Source organism: Caballeronia sp. (assembly GCF_028292365.1).
Taxonomy (GTDB): Bacteria; Pseudomonadota; Gammaproteobacteria; order Burkholderiales; family Burkholderiaceae; genus Caballeronia.
In genome coordinates this window covers 1-13,606 of the sequence record NZ_JAQGMM010000258.1, presented here as the reverse complement: position 1 = coordinate 13,606, position 13,606 = coordinate 1, and the positions used below count along the sequence as shown (strand labels likewise).

Annotated in this window: 14 protein-coding genes; 12 read left to right on the top strand and 2 right to left on the bottom strand. The window is 59.7% G+C overall.

From position 1 onward, the window contains the following. Positions 1–533: 533 nt before the first annotated feature. Both JWR14_RS16275 and JWR14_RS16270 read left to right on the top strand, forming a co-directional pair. Positions 534–3,044: a hypothetical protein gene (locus JWR14_RS16275; protein WP_299708509.1), complete on the top strand. Its 2,511-nt coding sequence runs from the start codon at positions 534–536 to the stop codon at positions 3,042–3,044. A 173-nt stretch (positions 3,045–3,217) separates the two neighbouring features. Beyond that, positions 3,218–3,979: a hypothetical protein gene (locus JWR14_RS16270; protein ID WP_299708507.1), complete on the top strand. Its 762-nt coding sequence runs from the start codon at positions 3,218–3,220 to the stop codon at positions 3,977–3,979. 23 nt (positions 3,980–4,002) lie between these two features. Here JWR14_RS16270 and JWR14_RS16265 read toward each other — a convergent pair whose 3' ends face one another. After that, entirely contained in the window at positions 4,003–4,917 is a 915-nt protein-coding gene (locus JWR14_RS16265; protein ID WP_299708505.1) for a transporter, read from the bottom strand. 511 nt (positions 4,918–5,428) lie between these two features. On the opposite strand from JWR14_RS16265, the gene JWR14_RS16260 reads away from it, so the two are divergent. The 10 genes from JWR14_RS16260 (at position 5,429) to clcA (ending at position 13,348) form a co-directional block, all read left to right on the top strand. Continuing rightward, the gene (locus JWR14_RS16260; protein WP_299708503.1) at positions 5,429–5,713 is read left to right on the top strand and encodes a hypothetical protein; all 285 of its coding nucleotides are present in this window, start codon (positions 5,429–5,431) and stop codon (positions 5,711–5,713) included. Between the two features lie 191 nt (positions 5,714–5,904). After that, on the top strand, positions 5,905–6,204 hold the full coding sequence (locus JWR14_RS16255; protein ID WP_299708501.1) for a hypothetical protein: 300 nt from the start codon (positions 5,905–5,907) through the stop codon (positions 6,202–6,204). Between the two features lie 50 nt (positions 6,205–6,254). Beyond that, complete coding sequence (locus tag JWR14_RS16250; RefSeq protein WP_299708499.1) at positions 6,255–7,121, top strand: DUF2092 domain-containing protein; 867 nt, start codon at positions 6,255–6,257, stop codon at positions 7,119–7,121. A gap of 141 nt (positions 7,122–7,262) precedes the next feature. Further along, a complete protein-coding gene (locus JWR14_RS16245; RefSeq protein ID WP_299708497.1) occupies positions 7,263–7,943 on the top strand; it encodes a hypothetical protein in 681 nt (226 codons plus the stop codon). Positions 7,944–7,979: 36 nt separating this feature from the next. Further along, positions 7,980–8,204, top strand: a complete 225-nt coding sequence (locus JWR14_RS16240) for a GMC oxidoreductase (protein WP_299708495.1) — start codon at positions 7,980–7,982, stop codon at positions 8,202–8,204. A gap of 36 nt (positions 8,205–8,240) precedes the next feature. Then, positions 8,241–9,650 (top strand): cytochrome ubiquinol oxidase subunit I, encoded by a 1,410-nt coding sequence (locus tag JWR14_RS16235; protein WP_299708493.1) that lies wholly within the window; start codon positions 8,241–8,243, stop codon positions 9,648–9,650. Then, complete coding sequence (gene cydB, locus JWR14_RS16230; RefSeq protein WP_299708491.1) at positions 9,647–10,654, top strand: cytochrome d ubiquinol oxidase subunit II; 1,008 nt, start codon at positions 9,647–9,649, stop codon at positions 10,652–10,654. The genes JWR14_RS16235 and cydB overlap by 4 nt, the downstream gene beginning before the upstream one ends. Before the next feature lie 181 nt (positions 10,655–10,835). Continuing rightward, on the top strand, positions 10,836–11,315 hold the full coding sequence (locus tag JWR14_RS16225) for a glycine zipper domain-containing protein (RefSeq protein WP_299708489.1): 480 nt from the start codon (positions 10,836–10,838) through the stop codon (positions 11,313–11,315). Between the two features lie 98 nt (positions 11,316–11,413). Further along, complete coding sequence (locus JWR14_RS16220) at positions 11,414–11,812, top strand: hypothetical protein (protein ID WP_299708487.1); 399 nt, start codon at positions 11,414–11,416, stop codon at positions 11,810–11,812. Between the two features lie 177 nt (positions 11,813–11,989). Further along, entirely contained in the window at positions 11,990–13,348 is a 1,359-nt protein-coding gene (gene clcA / locus JWR14_RS16215; RefSeq protein ID WP_299708485.1) for a H(+)/Cl(-) exchange transporter ClcA, read from the top strand. 37 nt (positions 13,349–13,385) lie between these two features. Here clcA and JWR14_RS16210 read toward each other — a convergent pair. After that, the coding region (locus tag JWR14_RS16210) for a hypothetical protein (protein WP_299708483.1) at positions 13,386–13,606 on the bottom strand (221 nt) is incomplete at its 5' end.

Sequence of the window (13,606 nt, the reverse complement as noted above, 5' to 3'; positions counted from 1 at the left end):
GGGGCCGCTTGTCAGGACTTTTTGAGAGAAACTCGCACTGCCCTTGACTCTCTCAGTCGCTCACGTTTCAAAGACGCTTGCGCTTTCGGCAGTGCAATCTAGCCCGGCTAGCATAAATCAGTCAGCCAAAGACGGCCTGTTCGCCATGGAATCTTCATTGTTAACTAGATAGTTAACGACAACCTGGAACGAGGCGGGCGAAAAGCAAATGGGTAGATGTAACGAATGTTTACCGCGAGATTAGACGCTGAAATTGTTTCGGGCAAGGACTTCTTTCAAATATTCAAGGCAGTGAACGAAATAGCAGCAAAGTGCAGGTTTCATATGGGACCAAGGTCCAATAGCTAAGCGCGTGCGTTGAGCCTAATTTGGGACTTCCCTGACCTTGGTGGCCACAGAAGGATCACTTGGGACGGCTGACCTGCATTCCTGCAGACCTCTTCGACGACCTGCGAGGCCTACGGCCGGGCGCATCCAAGGTCGGACTATCAATCGTAACGAAACCACCATCCCAACACTGGGAGCCTGCATCCATGAACAGGGCACTGAAGCGTCGTTCACTGAAGGCTACGTCGATCGCGCTTGCTGTATCGCTTGTTACAGGCGGATTTTCTGCCGATGCAGCGGCAGACGACCCCGGCTGGCCCCGTGAGCGAGACCTCGATGGCACTCATCTGGTGCTTTACCAACCACAGGTCGACAACTGGACGCAGTTCAAACAGGTCAGCGGCCGGATGGCGATCTCCATTACGCCCAAAGGGGGCAAGCAACAAGTCGGTGTGGTGACATTCCAAATGAATACCGATACCGATATGGATAGTCGTACCGTTCTTCTTAGCAACCCTTCGATCACGGAAACTTCATTCCCCGGCACTGATCCGGCAACGGCGAAGAAACTTGATCACATGGTGCGCACGTTTCTCAATCCGGACGTGAAGGAGACTATTTCAGTTGATCGCCTGGTGGCGAGCGTCGATCAAAAAAATGAAACGCCGGGAATACAAGTTAAAAATGACCCGCCGGTCATTTTTGTCAGTCTCGGATCGGCAATCCTGTTGTTTGTAGATGGCGATCCCGTGCTGGCGCCCGTCCAAAACGTGGATATGCAAGCCGTTGTCAATGCAAACTGGCCGCTCTTCCTTGATCCGGCAACGCAGCAATACTACCTGTTCACCGGTCAGCGTTGGGTGGTGTCCACCGATCTTAAAAGTGGATGGAAAGACGCGCCCGCACTCCCGGCAAAAATGGCCAAAATTCCGGCGGACCCTCAATGGGCGTCCCTTAAAGACTACCTGGGCGCGACCTCCACGCAATCCGGGAGAAGTCCTGCGATTTTCTACAGCAACGTCCCCGCCGAGCTCATCGTCTTTCGCGGCAAGCCGGCATTCGCGGCAATCTCCGGCACCAAGCTCACCTACGCAACCAACACCGAAAGCGTCTTGTTTCGCTATTCACCGACCGGGGCCTTTTATTACCTGAGCGGCGGTCGCTGGTTTTCGGCGCCAGGCCCAACGGGTCCGTGGACGTACGCGACCGATCAACTGCCCGAGGACTTCGCCAGGATTCCACCCAACAGTCCTGCCGGAAAAGTGCTGAGCTCTGTACCTGGAACCCCGGAAGCGAAAGATGCGGTGCTGCTGGCTCAAATTCCCACTACGGTCGAGATCAACCCGGCTGCCGCCGCCGCTGAAGTCAAGGTTGCGTATAGCGGCGAGCCTGCTTTCACGCCAATCCCCGGCACCACGATGTCCTACGCGTCCAACACGCCCGCGAAAGTGATCAAGGTGGACCAACGCTACTACGTGTGCACGCAAGGCGTGTGGTTCGATTCCGCTTCGCCGGGCGGTCCATGGACGACTACCGTCGTGGTGCCCAAGGTCATCTACACGATCCCACCCAGTTCCCCGGTCTACAACGTCGTTTATGTGACGCAGACCGTTACGCCGGCGGGGACGGTCCAGGCGAGCTATACCGCCGGATACCTGGGCGTGTTTATCGCCGGTGCGGCGCTTGGCGCCATCGTCGCTCAGGGAAACGGGTACTACTACCCGCCCTATGTTGCGGTGGGCCGAGGACCGTATCCCGTTTATTACCCTCGCCCGATGCCCTATGGCTACAACACCTATAACCCCTATACGGGAGCGGTGGGGATGCGCGGCGGTGCGTATGGACCGAACGGAAGCGCTCAATGGGGATCTTCATACAATCCCTATACCGGAACCTATGCGCGGGGAGCCACGGCATCAGGCCCCTATGGCTCGGCCTCGGTGGGGCAAGCCTACAATCCGAGAACCGGTACTTATGCCGCAAGCCAACAGCATTCGAACGCTTACGGCCAATGGGGCAGCTCGGTCGTGACCAACGGCAATAAATGGGCGACCACGCAACACTCGAGCAACGCGAACGGCACCGTGGGAAGCTATCAAAATTCAGCGGGCGGCAAGGCCGTAGCGGGCGCGGGCTATAACAACAGCGCCGCGGCGGGCAAGACTGCGAATGGCAACATGTACGCGAGCAAAGACGGCAACGTGTACAAAAACACGGGCGGCAGTTGGCAGAAATACGATAACGGCTCGTGGTCCAACGTCAATAAGCCGGCGACATCGCCGTCGGGCCAGCAAAACCTGCAATCGGCGCAGCAGCAACGCACCACGACAACGCCTGGTGGAACTGCGCCGCCGGCCCGATCCAGCACGCAGGCAAATCAGGCACAACGGCCCTCTTCTGGAGGGAACACGGCGCAGAGCAAGCAAAGCGCTCAGGCATATCAGAAGCAACGGCCTTCGACCGCGGCAGCAACGAACCCGGCTCAGGCAAGGTCGAGCGGGCAAGCCGCTCAACCGCAGCGTCCAAACCAGCCGCAATCGATTCCGCGAGGCAACACGTCAGTGCAAGCCCGTCAGGCCACGGCCTCAACGGCCGGATCGTCTGCTCAACTGAATCAGGATATGCAGAACCGACAGCGAGGCGCGACTCAAAGCCAACGGTTCGCCCCCACGGGCGGCGGACGCGGTGAGGGTCGCGGCGGTGGCTTTCGCCGTTAGAGACGCCGCGCGCAACGCGACAACGTATCCGCGCGAGCGAAACATGAGCGCGATCATGCAACACGAACGCGTGATCCGATTCTTTCACGGTTCCTGCCTTTACGTTCGCGCCGCGCGATCTGTCAGCGTCCGCTCAATGCTGCCGGGCACGCGCGATTAGGGAGAATGTTCCGGTGACTCACCTCGTGATAGCGTTCGCCGTGTTCGTCTGCGTATTTGGAAGCGCAATGGTCGGTCTTCAATTGCGTCACCGTCTTCCCGAGCACCATCTCAGCGATGAGTCAGTCGGCGTCATCAAGCTGGCGACAGGGCTGGTAGCGACGCTGGCGGCTTTGGTGCTTGGGCTGCTGGTCTCGTCGGCGAAAGTCGCTTTTGATACTGAAAGTAGTGACCTGGTCCACAATGCGGCGAACGTCATCACCCTGGATCGCGCGCTGGCGAACTATGGGACCGAGACCCAGGAAATCCGCGTACTGCTCAAGCGCACTTATGCTGATTCGATTGACATCATTGCGTCAGGCGATTCCACTCAACTAGCCCGCCTGGGTAGCCCTGAAGCCTTGCATCGTACCGAGGATTTTCAGCGCAAGGTCGAAGCGTTGTCGCCGCATAACGCTTCGCAAAGTCGTCTTCAGGCCCGTGCCTTGCAAATCGTCAACGACATATTTTCTGCCCGCTGGCTGGCGCTGCTTCACGCTCACGCTACAGTGCCGCCGTCGCTCCTGATCATTCTGGTGTTCTGGCTTTCCGTCATCTTTGGAACCTTCGGACTTTTCGCGCGGCGCAATGCAACTGTGGTCGCCGCGTTTGCGGTGTGCGCGTTGTCAACCGCCGGTGCGATATTTTTGATCGAAGAACTCAGTACGCCGCTTGACGGCGTAGCGCGTGTATCGGTTGCCCCAATGCGCGAAGCGCTCAGCAGGCTCGGTGAATGACCGCTAAAAGATGAGTGTCGATATCAATGATTAAACCATCGATACTGAAGCGCGACGGTGATGGTCTGGAAGTCGCCTCCGATAGTGGTGGTAAGCCCACGCGACCACGCGAGCTTTCCAGACCACTGTGCGGAAAGGGGAAACGAAAGTGTGAGTCCGTATCGGATGTTGCGCTGCAAATCGCGATCTGGAACGCCATTAATACTGGTTTGGCCACCCAGGAAATAGGTGGCGTCCGCGGCGAGCCATAACCCCGGCCGCCAGTTGTAACCAACGTGCCACTGAAAGACGGGCAATGGGTCCTGGCTACGATTGTGGTGACCGAAATAGTCTGGGTTATCCGTAAAGAACCAAACCCCCGCCGCACCTTCGACGAACCAATCACCAATAGGGTGAGACACGCCGATCTCAGGTTTGAACGACCAGCGATTGGCTCCCACATTGATGAGGCGTGACGGCAGGTACTGTCCCGTCGGCGCAATGACACTCAGGCTCGCTCCAACAATCGTGCCGGGGGTGCGCCGGGCGAATTCGATCGGGTCGAGCGCGGGCCCGCCGAGAAGGTCAACGGCAAACCTGAAGTGCACATCCCCGGCCCCCGATCTATAAACATGGCCGGGCGCGCCCTCGACGTTACCCGTCACGTTGGCATTCGCGTAAGGCGCAAGCAAAGCGATGCTGGCGACATGATCGAATAAACCGAAGCTGTGTGAATAGCCAAGTGAATAGGTATTGATGCCGGCGTGAAGATCTGTCACCGGAAGCGATGGGTCGAAGAGGATATCGCCAGTCGACCGGGCATAAGTGGCGACCACAAAATTCGTTCCGACGGGAACGGCTGAATAGCTGCGCGGTTCCAGTTCTTGAGCGGTTACGACCGAGGACCATAGAGCGAAAAGAAATCCGCTCAGGCGGCGCACCCAGTCAGTTTTTCGCATGATTAGAGTAGTTACCAGCGGACCATCAGACCCTTCGCTCAGATCGATTAAGACCTTTCATTGACTTCGCTCGCTTGCCTGGTCATCGTTCGCGAAGCCTCTCACAACGCTCGCCGTTAGCATATTTATGATTGTCCCTGACCGCTATCGGACCTTGGTCCCATAGCACGCCATGTCAGCAGGTGACCGAGTCGAAGCAACGCTCTGCGCGGCGATCGCGTCAGCAGATCAGACGGATGGCCGCGCTGAATTCGAACGGACCGTGACAAGGCAATTCATTGTCGACGTTGGACCAAGGTCCAATAGCAACCTCTCCATTTCTGTCCTAGGCTTAGTTCTGGCCACCTATTTGTCGACGCAGGAATCAGACAGTCGAGAGGTTGTGCTCGGCTTCGGCTGCCGTCGATCTAAGCGGCATGCAAAGCGTGGAAAGCGTGGAAAGCGAATATTGATCATTCGTCCAAGTTGCCGGCAATTTTTATCGTCTGCGCGCGGCGGTCAGGGGAAAGTCATGAAAACTCTTATTGCAATTGCATGCCTTGGCTTTTCGATCCACGCGTTTGCAGAGTGCAGGACCACCGCAACGGGTCGCGAAGTATGCAACAACGGGCAGGCGGCGGCTGGCTATAACCCTAATCGCGGCACTGCCTGGACGGCAAACAAAAATCAAAACGGCGTGACAACCGCACAAACCAGCAACGGCGGAAAGTCTAAATCCAAGAATGGAAAAGGCGTGTACACCAGTCCCAGCGGGAAAACCTGTGTCAGAACCGCTGCCAATCAGGGTTGCAATTAACGCCCTGCCCGACTTGCCGTTGGACCAAGGTCCCATAGGCGACGTTAGCCTATTCCCGTAAGCTGAACTCAATGTCCTGGTGTGGCCTCTTGACTGAGACCGTATGTTGAGCAGGTGAAGACCGCCCTGAACCGGAATCAGCGTTGAGGCTGCAAGCTCCGGCCCCATCGATACTACTTCTCATCGAGATCATGATGACAAAGCGTCTGTTGAGTTTCGCCGTCGTGGCTGCGCTTCTCTGCTCACGTGCGGCGCTCGCACAATTTCCCGTTGTGGATGCCGTCGCCGACAAGGTCATCCAAAAGTACCAGCAATCCTCCTGTGAGCAACTGTGGGCGGAAAAAACCGCGCAGCAGGGCCGCCCAAAGCCGCAACGGGAACAGGAAGCGGTGCAGATGCTACGAGCCAATGCACAAATGCGCGCGGCTTTCATCGATAGAGTCGCCGCCCCGGTAGCCAACAAGATGTTCGAGTGCGGCATGATGCCGTGACGACACTTCGGCCGTAGTAAGACGCTCGAACGAACAATGCTGAGGCTGCAATGCGCTATGGGTATTCGAGGTACACGAAATTTATCGTCGTTGCAGCGTTGGCGCTCGTCGCTCAAGCCGTCGGCGCACAGCAGGCCCATCACACATCGTCGAAAGCGCCAACCGCCGCAAAATCAATGGATTTTCAGCCCGGGCTCGAGCCCCGCGCAATCGCCATACTAAAAGCGTCAAGCGCGGTGCTTGCATCGGCGCAATCCATGGCCTTCACTGCCGTTGTCTCTTATGAAAGTCCGAGCCGGCTGGGACCTCCTCTTATCTACTCAACGAGATCGGAAGTGATGGTGCAACGACCGGACAAACTGAAAGTAATCACAGTGGGCGACGGGCCGAGTTCCGAGTTCTACTACGATGGCAAGACGATGGTGGCTTACGAGCCAGGGCAAAATCTCATTGCTTCTGCCAACGCACCAACGACGATCGACGCCACGTTGAAGGCAGCTTATGACACCGCATCCATCTACTTTCCTTTTGCCGACGTCATTGTCGCCGACCCCTACGCTGACATTGCAAAGGGATTGAAAACGGCGTTTTACGTCGGCCAATCGGGAGTAGTGGGCGATACGACTACGGACATCGTGGCGTATGTCACCGGCGACGTATTCGTGCAAATCTGGATCGGCCAAGTTGATAATCTCCCTCGCCGGATCTATGCAATTTACTTGAACGATCCCGTCCGGTTGCGCCACGTACTCGAACTTTCCAACTGGGCCATTGGTGCAGATTTCCCCTCTGACCCGCTGGTGTCCAGCAATGACAATGGAGCCAGGCGAATCCCGTTTGAACGGCCGGAGCCTATGGATCCTACGCAAATGCGTCCGGCGCCGGAAAACGGAAAAGGAACTGTACAAGTCCAGTGAACGGAAGAGGTACTCGTGAAACACATTCTCATTTTCCCCACCGGGCTCATTCTGCTTGCAACAGCTTCAGGTCCCGCATGTGCCTGGTCACACGCCAACTCTTACGGCGGTATGACATCGCATGTGCCAGGGTCCGAGTCAATGACACGTTCGGATTCAATGGGCGGCAGCGAAACGAAGACCTACGGCCAGGGAACCACCGCAACAGGACGCTACGGGGGCACCGCAAGTCACCAGGCGGGATCCAACCAGACGACCGCGACCAATCGATACGGGTCGACCGCAACTCACACCTATGGGCAAGGCACGAGCGCACAGAACACCTATGGAGGGTCCGCGTACCATGCGCAAGGATCGGGCTATACGAGTTACACCAGCGCATCCGGTGCAACGGCCTATCACAGCCCCTACTACGGTGCAAGGTATCCCGCCTATCATCCGCCGACAACGGTCAACGCGTATGGCGCCAGTTGTTATAACTGTGGTGGCTGGTCGACCGCAGGCGCCGCGGCAGCGGGCGCCGTAGTCGGCGTTGCAGCGGGTGCCGCGATAGCCAACGCGAACACAGCCGCTGCCACTGCTAACGCATACAACGCCGGAGTAGTGGCTGGCGCCACCAGCGCGGCACCGCTTCCAGTTGCCTATCCAGCGCCGACACCTGTGAACGGAACGTTCGCAATGGGTGCAATCTACGCCACGCTTCCAGCGGGGTGCATTTCGCCAAAGGTACCGGGCGGGACCTATTATCTATGCGGAAATACCTGGTTTCGCCCCGCATACGGAGCGAACGGCGTCTATTACCGTATCGTGCCGACGCCATAGAGGGCGAGACACGCGCGGGGTGTAACGCGGCGAACAATGCGAGGCTGGATCGCGAATGGCAAACTACAGGACCGCAACGCCGTCTACCAGCCCATGGGTGGTTCCGAGATAGGCAACGACGAGATCGCGATGGTGGACCCGCAGCTTCGGGTGCGCGAAATGCAGGGCCTGCGCGTGATCGACGCCTCGCTCATGCCTGCGCTGACTGGCGACCACGCCAACGGCCCGACCATCAACGATCCCGAAAGACGGCGGATATGATCTTAAACGGCGCGGCCGCCTGAGCGGGGAGCACGCATGGAACTCGACCCTCTCATCCTCTCGCGTATCCAGTTCGGTTTCGTGATCAGCTTTCACATCATCTTCCCGGCCTTCACCATCGGGTTGGCGGCGTGGCTGGCGACGATCGAGGGCGCGCGGCTCGCGACCGGCAACGCGCTGTACCGCAGGGTGTTCGATTTCTGGCTGCCGATCTTCGCCGTATCGTTCGGCATGGGCGTGGTCACAGGAATCGTGATGGCCTTCCAGTTCGGCACCAACTGGGGTGTGCTGGCGGTGAAGACGGGGCCCATCCAGGGCCCATTGCTGGGCTATGAGACCTTCACGGCTTTCATGCTCGAGGCTAGCTTCTTCGGTGTGTTGCTGCTCGGGCGCGATCGCGTGTCGCCGCGGTTCTACTTCTTTTCCTGCTGCATGGTGTCGCTGGGCACGATGTTCTCGTCATTCTGGATTCTCGCCAACAACAGCTGGATGCAGGTGCCGGTCGGCCACACGATCGCGAACGGCAAGATCATTCCCGCCGACTGGATGCAGATCGTGCTCGGCCCGGTGCAGATGGTGCGCTGGCCGCACATGCTGCTCGCTGCCTTCCTGACCAGCGCGATGTGCGTGGCAGCCACCGGCGCCTGGTATCTCTTGCGCGGTGTACATCGCGACGAAGCGCGCGTCATGCTCCACTGGGGCCTGGCGCTAGTGGCGATAGTGATACCCATCCAGCTGTTCTTCGGACACCTGACCGGCGAGTACGTGCTGAAGCACCAGCCAGCCAAGTTCGCAGCGATCGAGGCGCGCTGGAAGAACGAGCAACCGGCGAGAGAGGTGCTGATCGCCATCCCCGATGAAACGAACGAGCGCAACCTGCTCGCCATCACGGTGCCCAAGCTGGGCAGCTTCATCGCGTCCGGGAACTTCACCGCGGCCGAAGTCGGGCTGGAGTCCTTCCCTCGCGAAGACCGGCCGCCGGTGCTGATTCCGTTCTTTGCTTTCCGCCTGATGGTCGGCATGGGCCTCATCATGCTGGCCGTTTCGTGGCTCGGCAATCTGCTGCGCTGGTGCGGCAAACTGGAATCGTCGCGCTGGTTTCTCTGGGGCACTTTCCTGTCGTTCCCGACCGGCTTCATCGCGATCCTGACCGGCTGGTATACCGCGGAGGTCGGTCGCCAACCCTGGGTGGTGTACGGCTTGCTGCGCACCCGGGACGCGCTCACACCGGCGCTGACCACGAACGATGTGCTGAGCTCGCTGATCGTCTACATCGTCGTCTACTGGCTCTTCGTCTCGTTCGGCATCTACTACATCTACAAGCTGTTGCGCGATGGGCCCCGCGGTGAAGCCAAGGCGACAGACAACGTTACGGCCAGCCGGCCACTGGCCATTGCCGCGCGCACCGGGCCGGCGGCCGACGCCGATGCCGGGAGCAAGCGATGAGCGCGCTGCAACCCAGCAACCTGGCGCTCTTTTGGGCCGCCGTCATCGCGATCTCCATCCTGGTCTACGTGATACTGGACGGCCTGGACCTCGGCGTCGGCATCCTGTTCGGCAGCACGGTTGACGAAGACCAGAGGCTGCGCATGATGAACACCATCGCGCCTTTCTGGGATGGCAACGAGACCTGGCTGGTTGTCGTCGGTGCGGGTCTGTTCGCGACCTTCCCGGTCGTCTATGCGGTGTTCATGGGCGCCTTCTACCTGCCGATACTGCTGCTGCTCGTCGGCCTGATCTTTCGCGGCATCGCATTCGAGTTCCGCTACCGCAGCGTGCGGATGCGCTGGCTCTGGGACGCGGGCTTCTTCCTCGGCTCGACCGTGGTCGCCTTCGTCCAGGGCGCGGCGGTGGGCGCGCTGATGCGCGGCATCCCGGTGGTGAACGAACAGTTTGCAGGCACGTCGTTCGAGTGGTTGCGTCCGTTTTCGGTGCTGACGGGTATCGGCCTGGTGTTCGGCTATGCGCTGCTCGGCGCGGGCTGGATTGTCCTCAAGAGCGAGGGCGAGTTGCGGGACTGGGCTTACAAGCGCATTGGCTGGCTCGCCGCGATCGTATTCGTCATGTTGGGGCTGGCTTTCACCGTGTCGCTGACCATCGATGCGGGCGCTGTGGCGCAGAGCCACCTGCGTGATCGTCCTTGGGGAATCGTTTTCCCAGTCGCCGCAATCGCGGCCTTGGGCGGCGTCGCCATGGGCGCCCGGACGCGTCGCGACGGATTGGCGTTTGCGCTGACGGTGTTGTTCGTGCTGACCTCCTACCTGACCCTCGGCGTGATGTTCTGGCCGTACATGGTCCCCTATTCCATCACCGTGGGCAGCGCCGCGGCGCCAGAGGCGTCGCTGCAGTTCCTGTTCTACGGAGGCGTGGTCGTGCTGCCCGTAATCGCGATCTATACCGCCGGCGTGTACTGGGTGTTTCGGGGCAAGGTCCGGCCTGAATCCAGCTGATCAACGTGGCAGGCGCCGCTCGGCGTGCGCATCAGCCGCCTATGGGACCAAAGTCCAATTGTCTTTGGCTGACCCAATCACCTATATTGGTTCATCTAATCAGAGCAGCTGGCAGGTTTCTGGCCCGCTCACGCGTTGCCAATGGGAGTCCGTCATGCTCAACCGCATTCGAAGCGCTGGAATGCAACGAATTGTTCGATACTGGATCGGCTTGGCGATGCTCTCGCCCGTATGTGCAGCACAGGCGCAGCAGCCCATCATTTATCCCGCTCGCGGCCAGAGTTGGGAGCGTCAGCAAACTGATACTTCGGAATGCAATGCGTGGGCGCAACAAACCACCGGGGTGAATCCTGTCGCGCTCGCCGAGCAGATGGCCAGCAGTCCGCCTCCACAGCAACAGAGCGGACGGTTGTTCCGCGGCGCCGCGGGCGGCGCGTTGTTCGGCACACTGATTGGCGGTGCGGCGGGCGGCCACTGGGGCGAGGGAGCGGGAATCGGCGCGCTTGTCGGCACGATGGGAAGCGGCATGCGGATGCGGCGCGAACAACAGCAAGAGGCCACGCAGCAGCAAGGCATGCAGCAGCAGGCGTCGAGTCAGCTTTCGACATACAACCGCGCAGTCGCGGCATGTATGACGGGGCGTGGCTACACAGTCGAATAACCTCGAACAAGCATTTGTCAGCCCCACCCGCGCGTCGGTCACCGGATCCATCACCCGCTTGTTCGCTCGCTGGATCACGACAGGCAGCAGGAGCCACCATGCTGAAGACATTACGAGCAACCGCACTTGTGGTCCTTGTTTGCTCGACGCCCTCATGGGTGCTCGCCGCGGACTTCGACGGCAGCAAACCGCTCTTGTGCGCCACCATCGACGCGCACTTCTGCGATGTCGGCGAGGTTTGCTATCGAACGCTGCCGGGCGTACTCGGTGCACCGCAATTCATCCGTATCAATTTCGCGAAGAAACTCGTTGCTGGGCCGCAGCGCACCACCGAGATTCGCTTTATGGAATCAGGCGAAGGCCAACTGCTTCTTGAGGGTACGGAATTGGGCTACGCGTGGGGTATTGCTCTGGACACGAAGACGGGCGCCATATCGACAACGCTTGTCAGCCACGAAAACGTGTTTGTACTGTTCGGCGCGTGCACGCCGTCCTAGTTTATTCGTGGGAACGGGTCCAGCTCTGTCTGGTTGAGAAAATGCGAAATACGGCTGCAACGCCGAAGCAACGCACGACCGTCCCGTCGCGATCCTCCTGGTCCCTGCCCCGCATTGCCCGGCTGCTCTGCTCGCCGGGTCTCGCTGTTGCGATGGCAGCAGTCACAGGCTCGCTTCATGCAACATACGATCGTTGCGCTGAGTCCCTATCGGGCGTGCTCCAATATGAACAGTAACGAGATCCGGGAGCAACGGAACGGTCTGGTAATGCTGGCGATCGTTTCTCTGATCGTTGGCGCAGCCTCCGGGTTGCTGGGAACGCTCTTTCGGTTTTCGCTCGAGCGCGCGGACCAATTGCGCGATGTGCTCGTTACCTGGGCCCGCTCCGAGCACGCTATCGGTCTGGTCATTGTGCTGCTGGCCGCATCGGCGTCGACTGCGCTCGCCGCGTGGCTTGTCGGGCGTTTCGCGCCAGAGGCGAGCGGCAGCGGCATCCCACAGGTCGAAGCCATCCTCAATGGCGACCTTCCGCCCGCGCGGCTGTCGCTCATTCCGGTGAAGTTCATCGGCGGGGTGCTCGCGATCGGCGCTGGACTCGCGCTGGGACGTGAGGGTCCCAGCGTGCATATGGGAGCGGCCATCGCGCATGTGCTCGGCAAGAGCTTTCGCCGCAACTCACACGACTGCATGGTCTTGATGGCAGCAGGCGCCGGAGCGGGACTTGCCACGGCATTCGATGCGCCCATAGCCGGCGCTGTATTCGTTCTGGAAGAACTGACGCGGCGATTCGACACCCGCACTGCCGTCGCAGCGCTGGGCGCGTCCGCCAGCGCCATCGCGGTGGCTCGCCTGGTGCATGGCGGCGGCGCGGAATTTCAACTCGCTGTGCAACCGCTCCTTGGGTTCGGCACGCTTCCAGCACACCTCCTGCTTGGCGTGATCGCAGGGCTGCTGGGTGTTGCCTATTGCCGCACGATACTCTGGGTGCTCGCTGTGTCCGACCAGCTTGCGGGCTGTCCGAAGACAGCGCGGGCCGCGGTTGTCGGCGCCGCAGTTGGAGTGCTCGCGTGGTACGTACCGGACATGGTCGGCGGCGGCGATTTAATCACGCAAAGAGTGCTTGCTAACACGGGCGCGCTTTCCGCCATCGGGCTCTTGTTTTTGGTGCGCTTCGGTCTCGGCGCCGTGTCATACGCAGCGGGTACGCCGGGTGGTCTGTTTGCGCCGATGCTCGTGCTGGGCGCGCAAACGGGCCTCGTCTTCGGGAGGATCTGCATTGACTGGTTCCCGGGCGTCGCCGCTTATCCCAGCGCGTTTGCCGCGGTGGGCATGGCAGCGTTCTTCACGGCGGTGGTGCGCGCGCCAATAACAGGCATTGTTCTGGTGACGGAGTTGACGGGCAGTTTCACCTTGCTTTTGCCGATGCTGGCGGCGTGCTTCACAGCAATGATTGTCCCAATCATGCTGGGCTGCCCGCCGATTTATGATTCGCTCGCTCGCCGTCAATCGGGCAGTGGCCGGAGTGCGGAGAAATGAAGGTTCTGAAAACCGGTTTTCCCGTGGCAACCACCGCCTACGTTCGTCCCTTCTCCCGGCCAAATTCCGCTCTTCGCCCGCCCCCGAGAAAGTTCTCGGGATCGAGCTTCCCAAAAATTTCGATCAGGCATGCAACAACACCCGTCCATCCCGTTTGATGACTGGCGCCGATGCCGGCGCCATTGTCGCCATGAAAGTATTCGTAGAACAGCAAACTATCCCGCCAGTAGGGATCCTTCTGGAATTTTTCAGATTCGC

What these genes read in the sequence shown, in the direction of transcription:
- cydB (WP_299708491.1), top strand. Translation starts at nt 9,647, where the DNA reads ATGAGCGCGCTGCAACCCAGCAACCTGGCGCTCTTTTGGGCCGCCGTC.
- JWR14_RS16275 (WP_299708509.1), top strand. Translation starts at nt 534, where the DNA reads ATGAACAGGGCACTGAAGCGTCGTTCACTGAAGGCTACGTCGATCGCG.
- JWR14_RS16220 (WP_299708487.1), top strand. Translation starts at nt 11,414, where the DNA reads ATGCTGAAGACATTACGAGCAACCGCACTTGTGGTCCTTGTTTGCTCG.
- JWR14_RS16250 (WP_299708499.1), top strand. Translation starts at nt 6,255, where the DNA reads ATGCGCTATGGGTATTCGAGGTACACGAAATTTATCGTCGTTGCAGCG.
- JWR14_RS16255 (WP_299708501.1), top strand. Translation starts at nt 5,905, where the DNA reads ATGATGACAAAGCGTCTGTTGAGTTTCGCCGTCGTGGCTGCGCTTCTC.
- JWR14_RS16245 (WP_299708497.1), top strand. Translation starts at nt 7,263, where the DNA reads ATGACACGTTCGGATTCAATGGGCGGCAGCGAAACGAAGACCTACGGC.
- JWR14_RS16240 (WP_299708495.1), top strand. Translation starts at nt 7,980, where the DNA reads ATGCGAGGCTGGATCGCGAATGGCAAACTACAGGACCGCAACGCCGTC.
- clcA (WP_299708485.1), top strand. Translation starts at nt 11,990, where the DNA reads ATGCAACATACGATCGTTGCGCTGAGTCCCTATCGGGCGTGCTCCAAT.
- JWR14_RS16235 (WP_299708493.1), top strand. Translation starts at nt 8,241, where the DNA reads ATGGAACTCGACCCTCTCATCCTCTCGCGTATCCAGTTCGGTTTCGTG.
- JWR14_RS16225 (WP_299708489.1), top strand. Translation starts at nt 10,836, where the DNA reads ATGCAACGAATTGTTCGATACTGGATCGGCTTGGCGATGCTCTCGCCC.
- JWR14_RS16265 (WP_299708505.1), bottom strand. Translation starts at nt 4,917, where the DNA reads ATGCGAAAAACTGACTGGGTGCGCCGCCTGAGCGGATTTCTTTTCGCT.
- JWR14_RS16260 (WP_299708503.1), top strand. Translation starts at nt 5,429, where the DNA reads ATGAAAACTCTTATTGCAATTGCATGCCTTGGCTTTTCGATCCACGCG.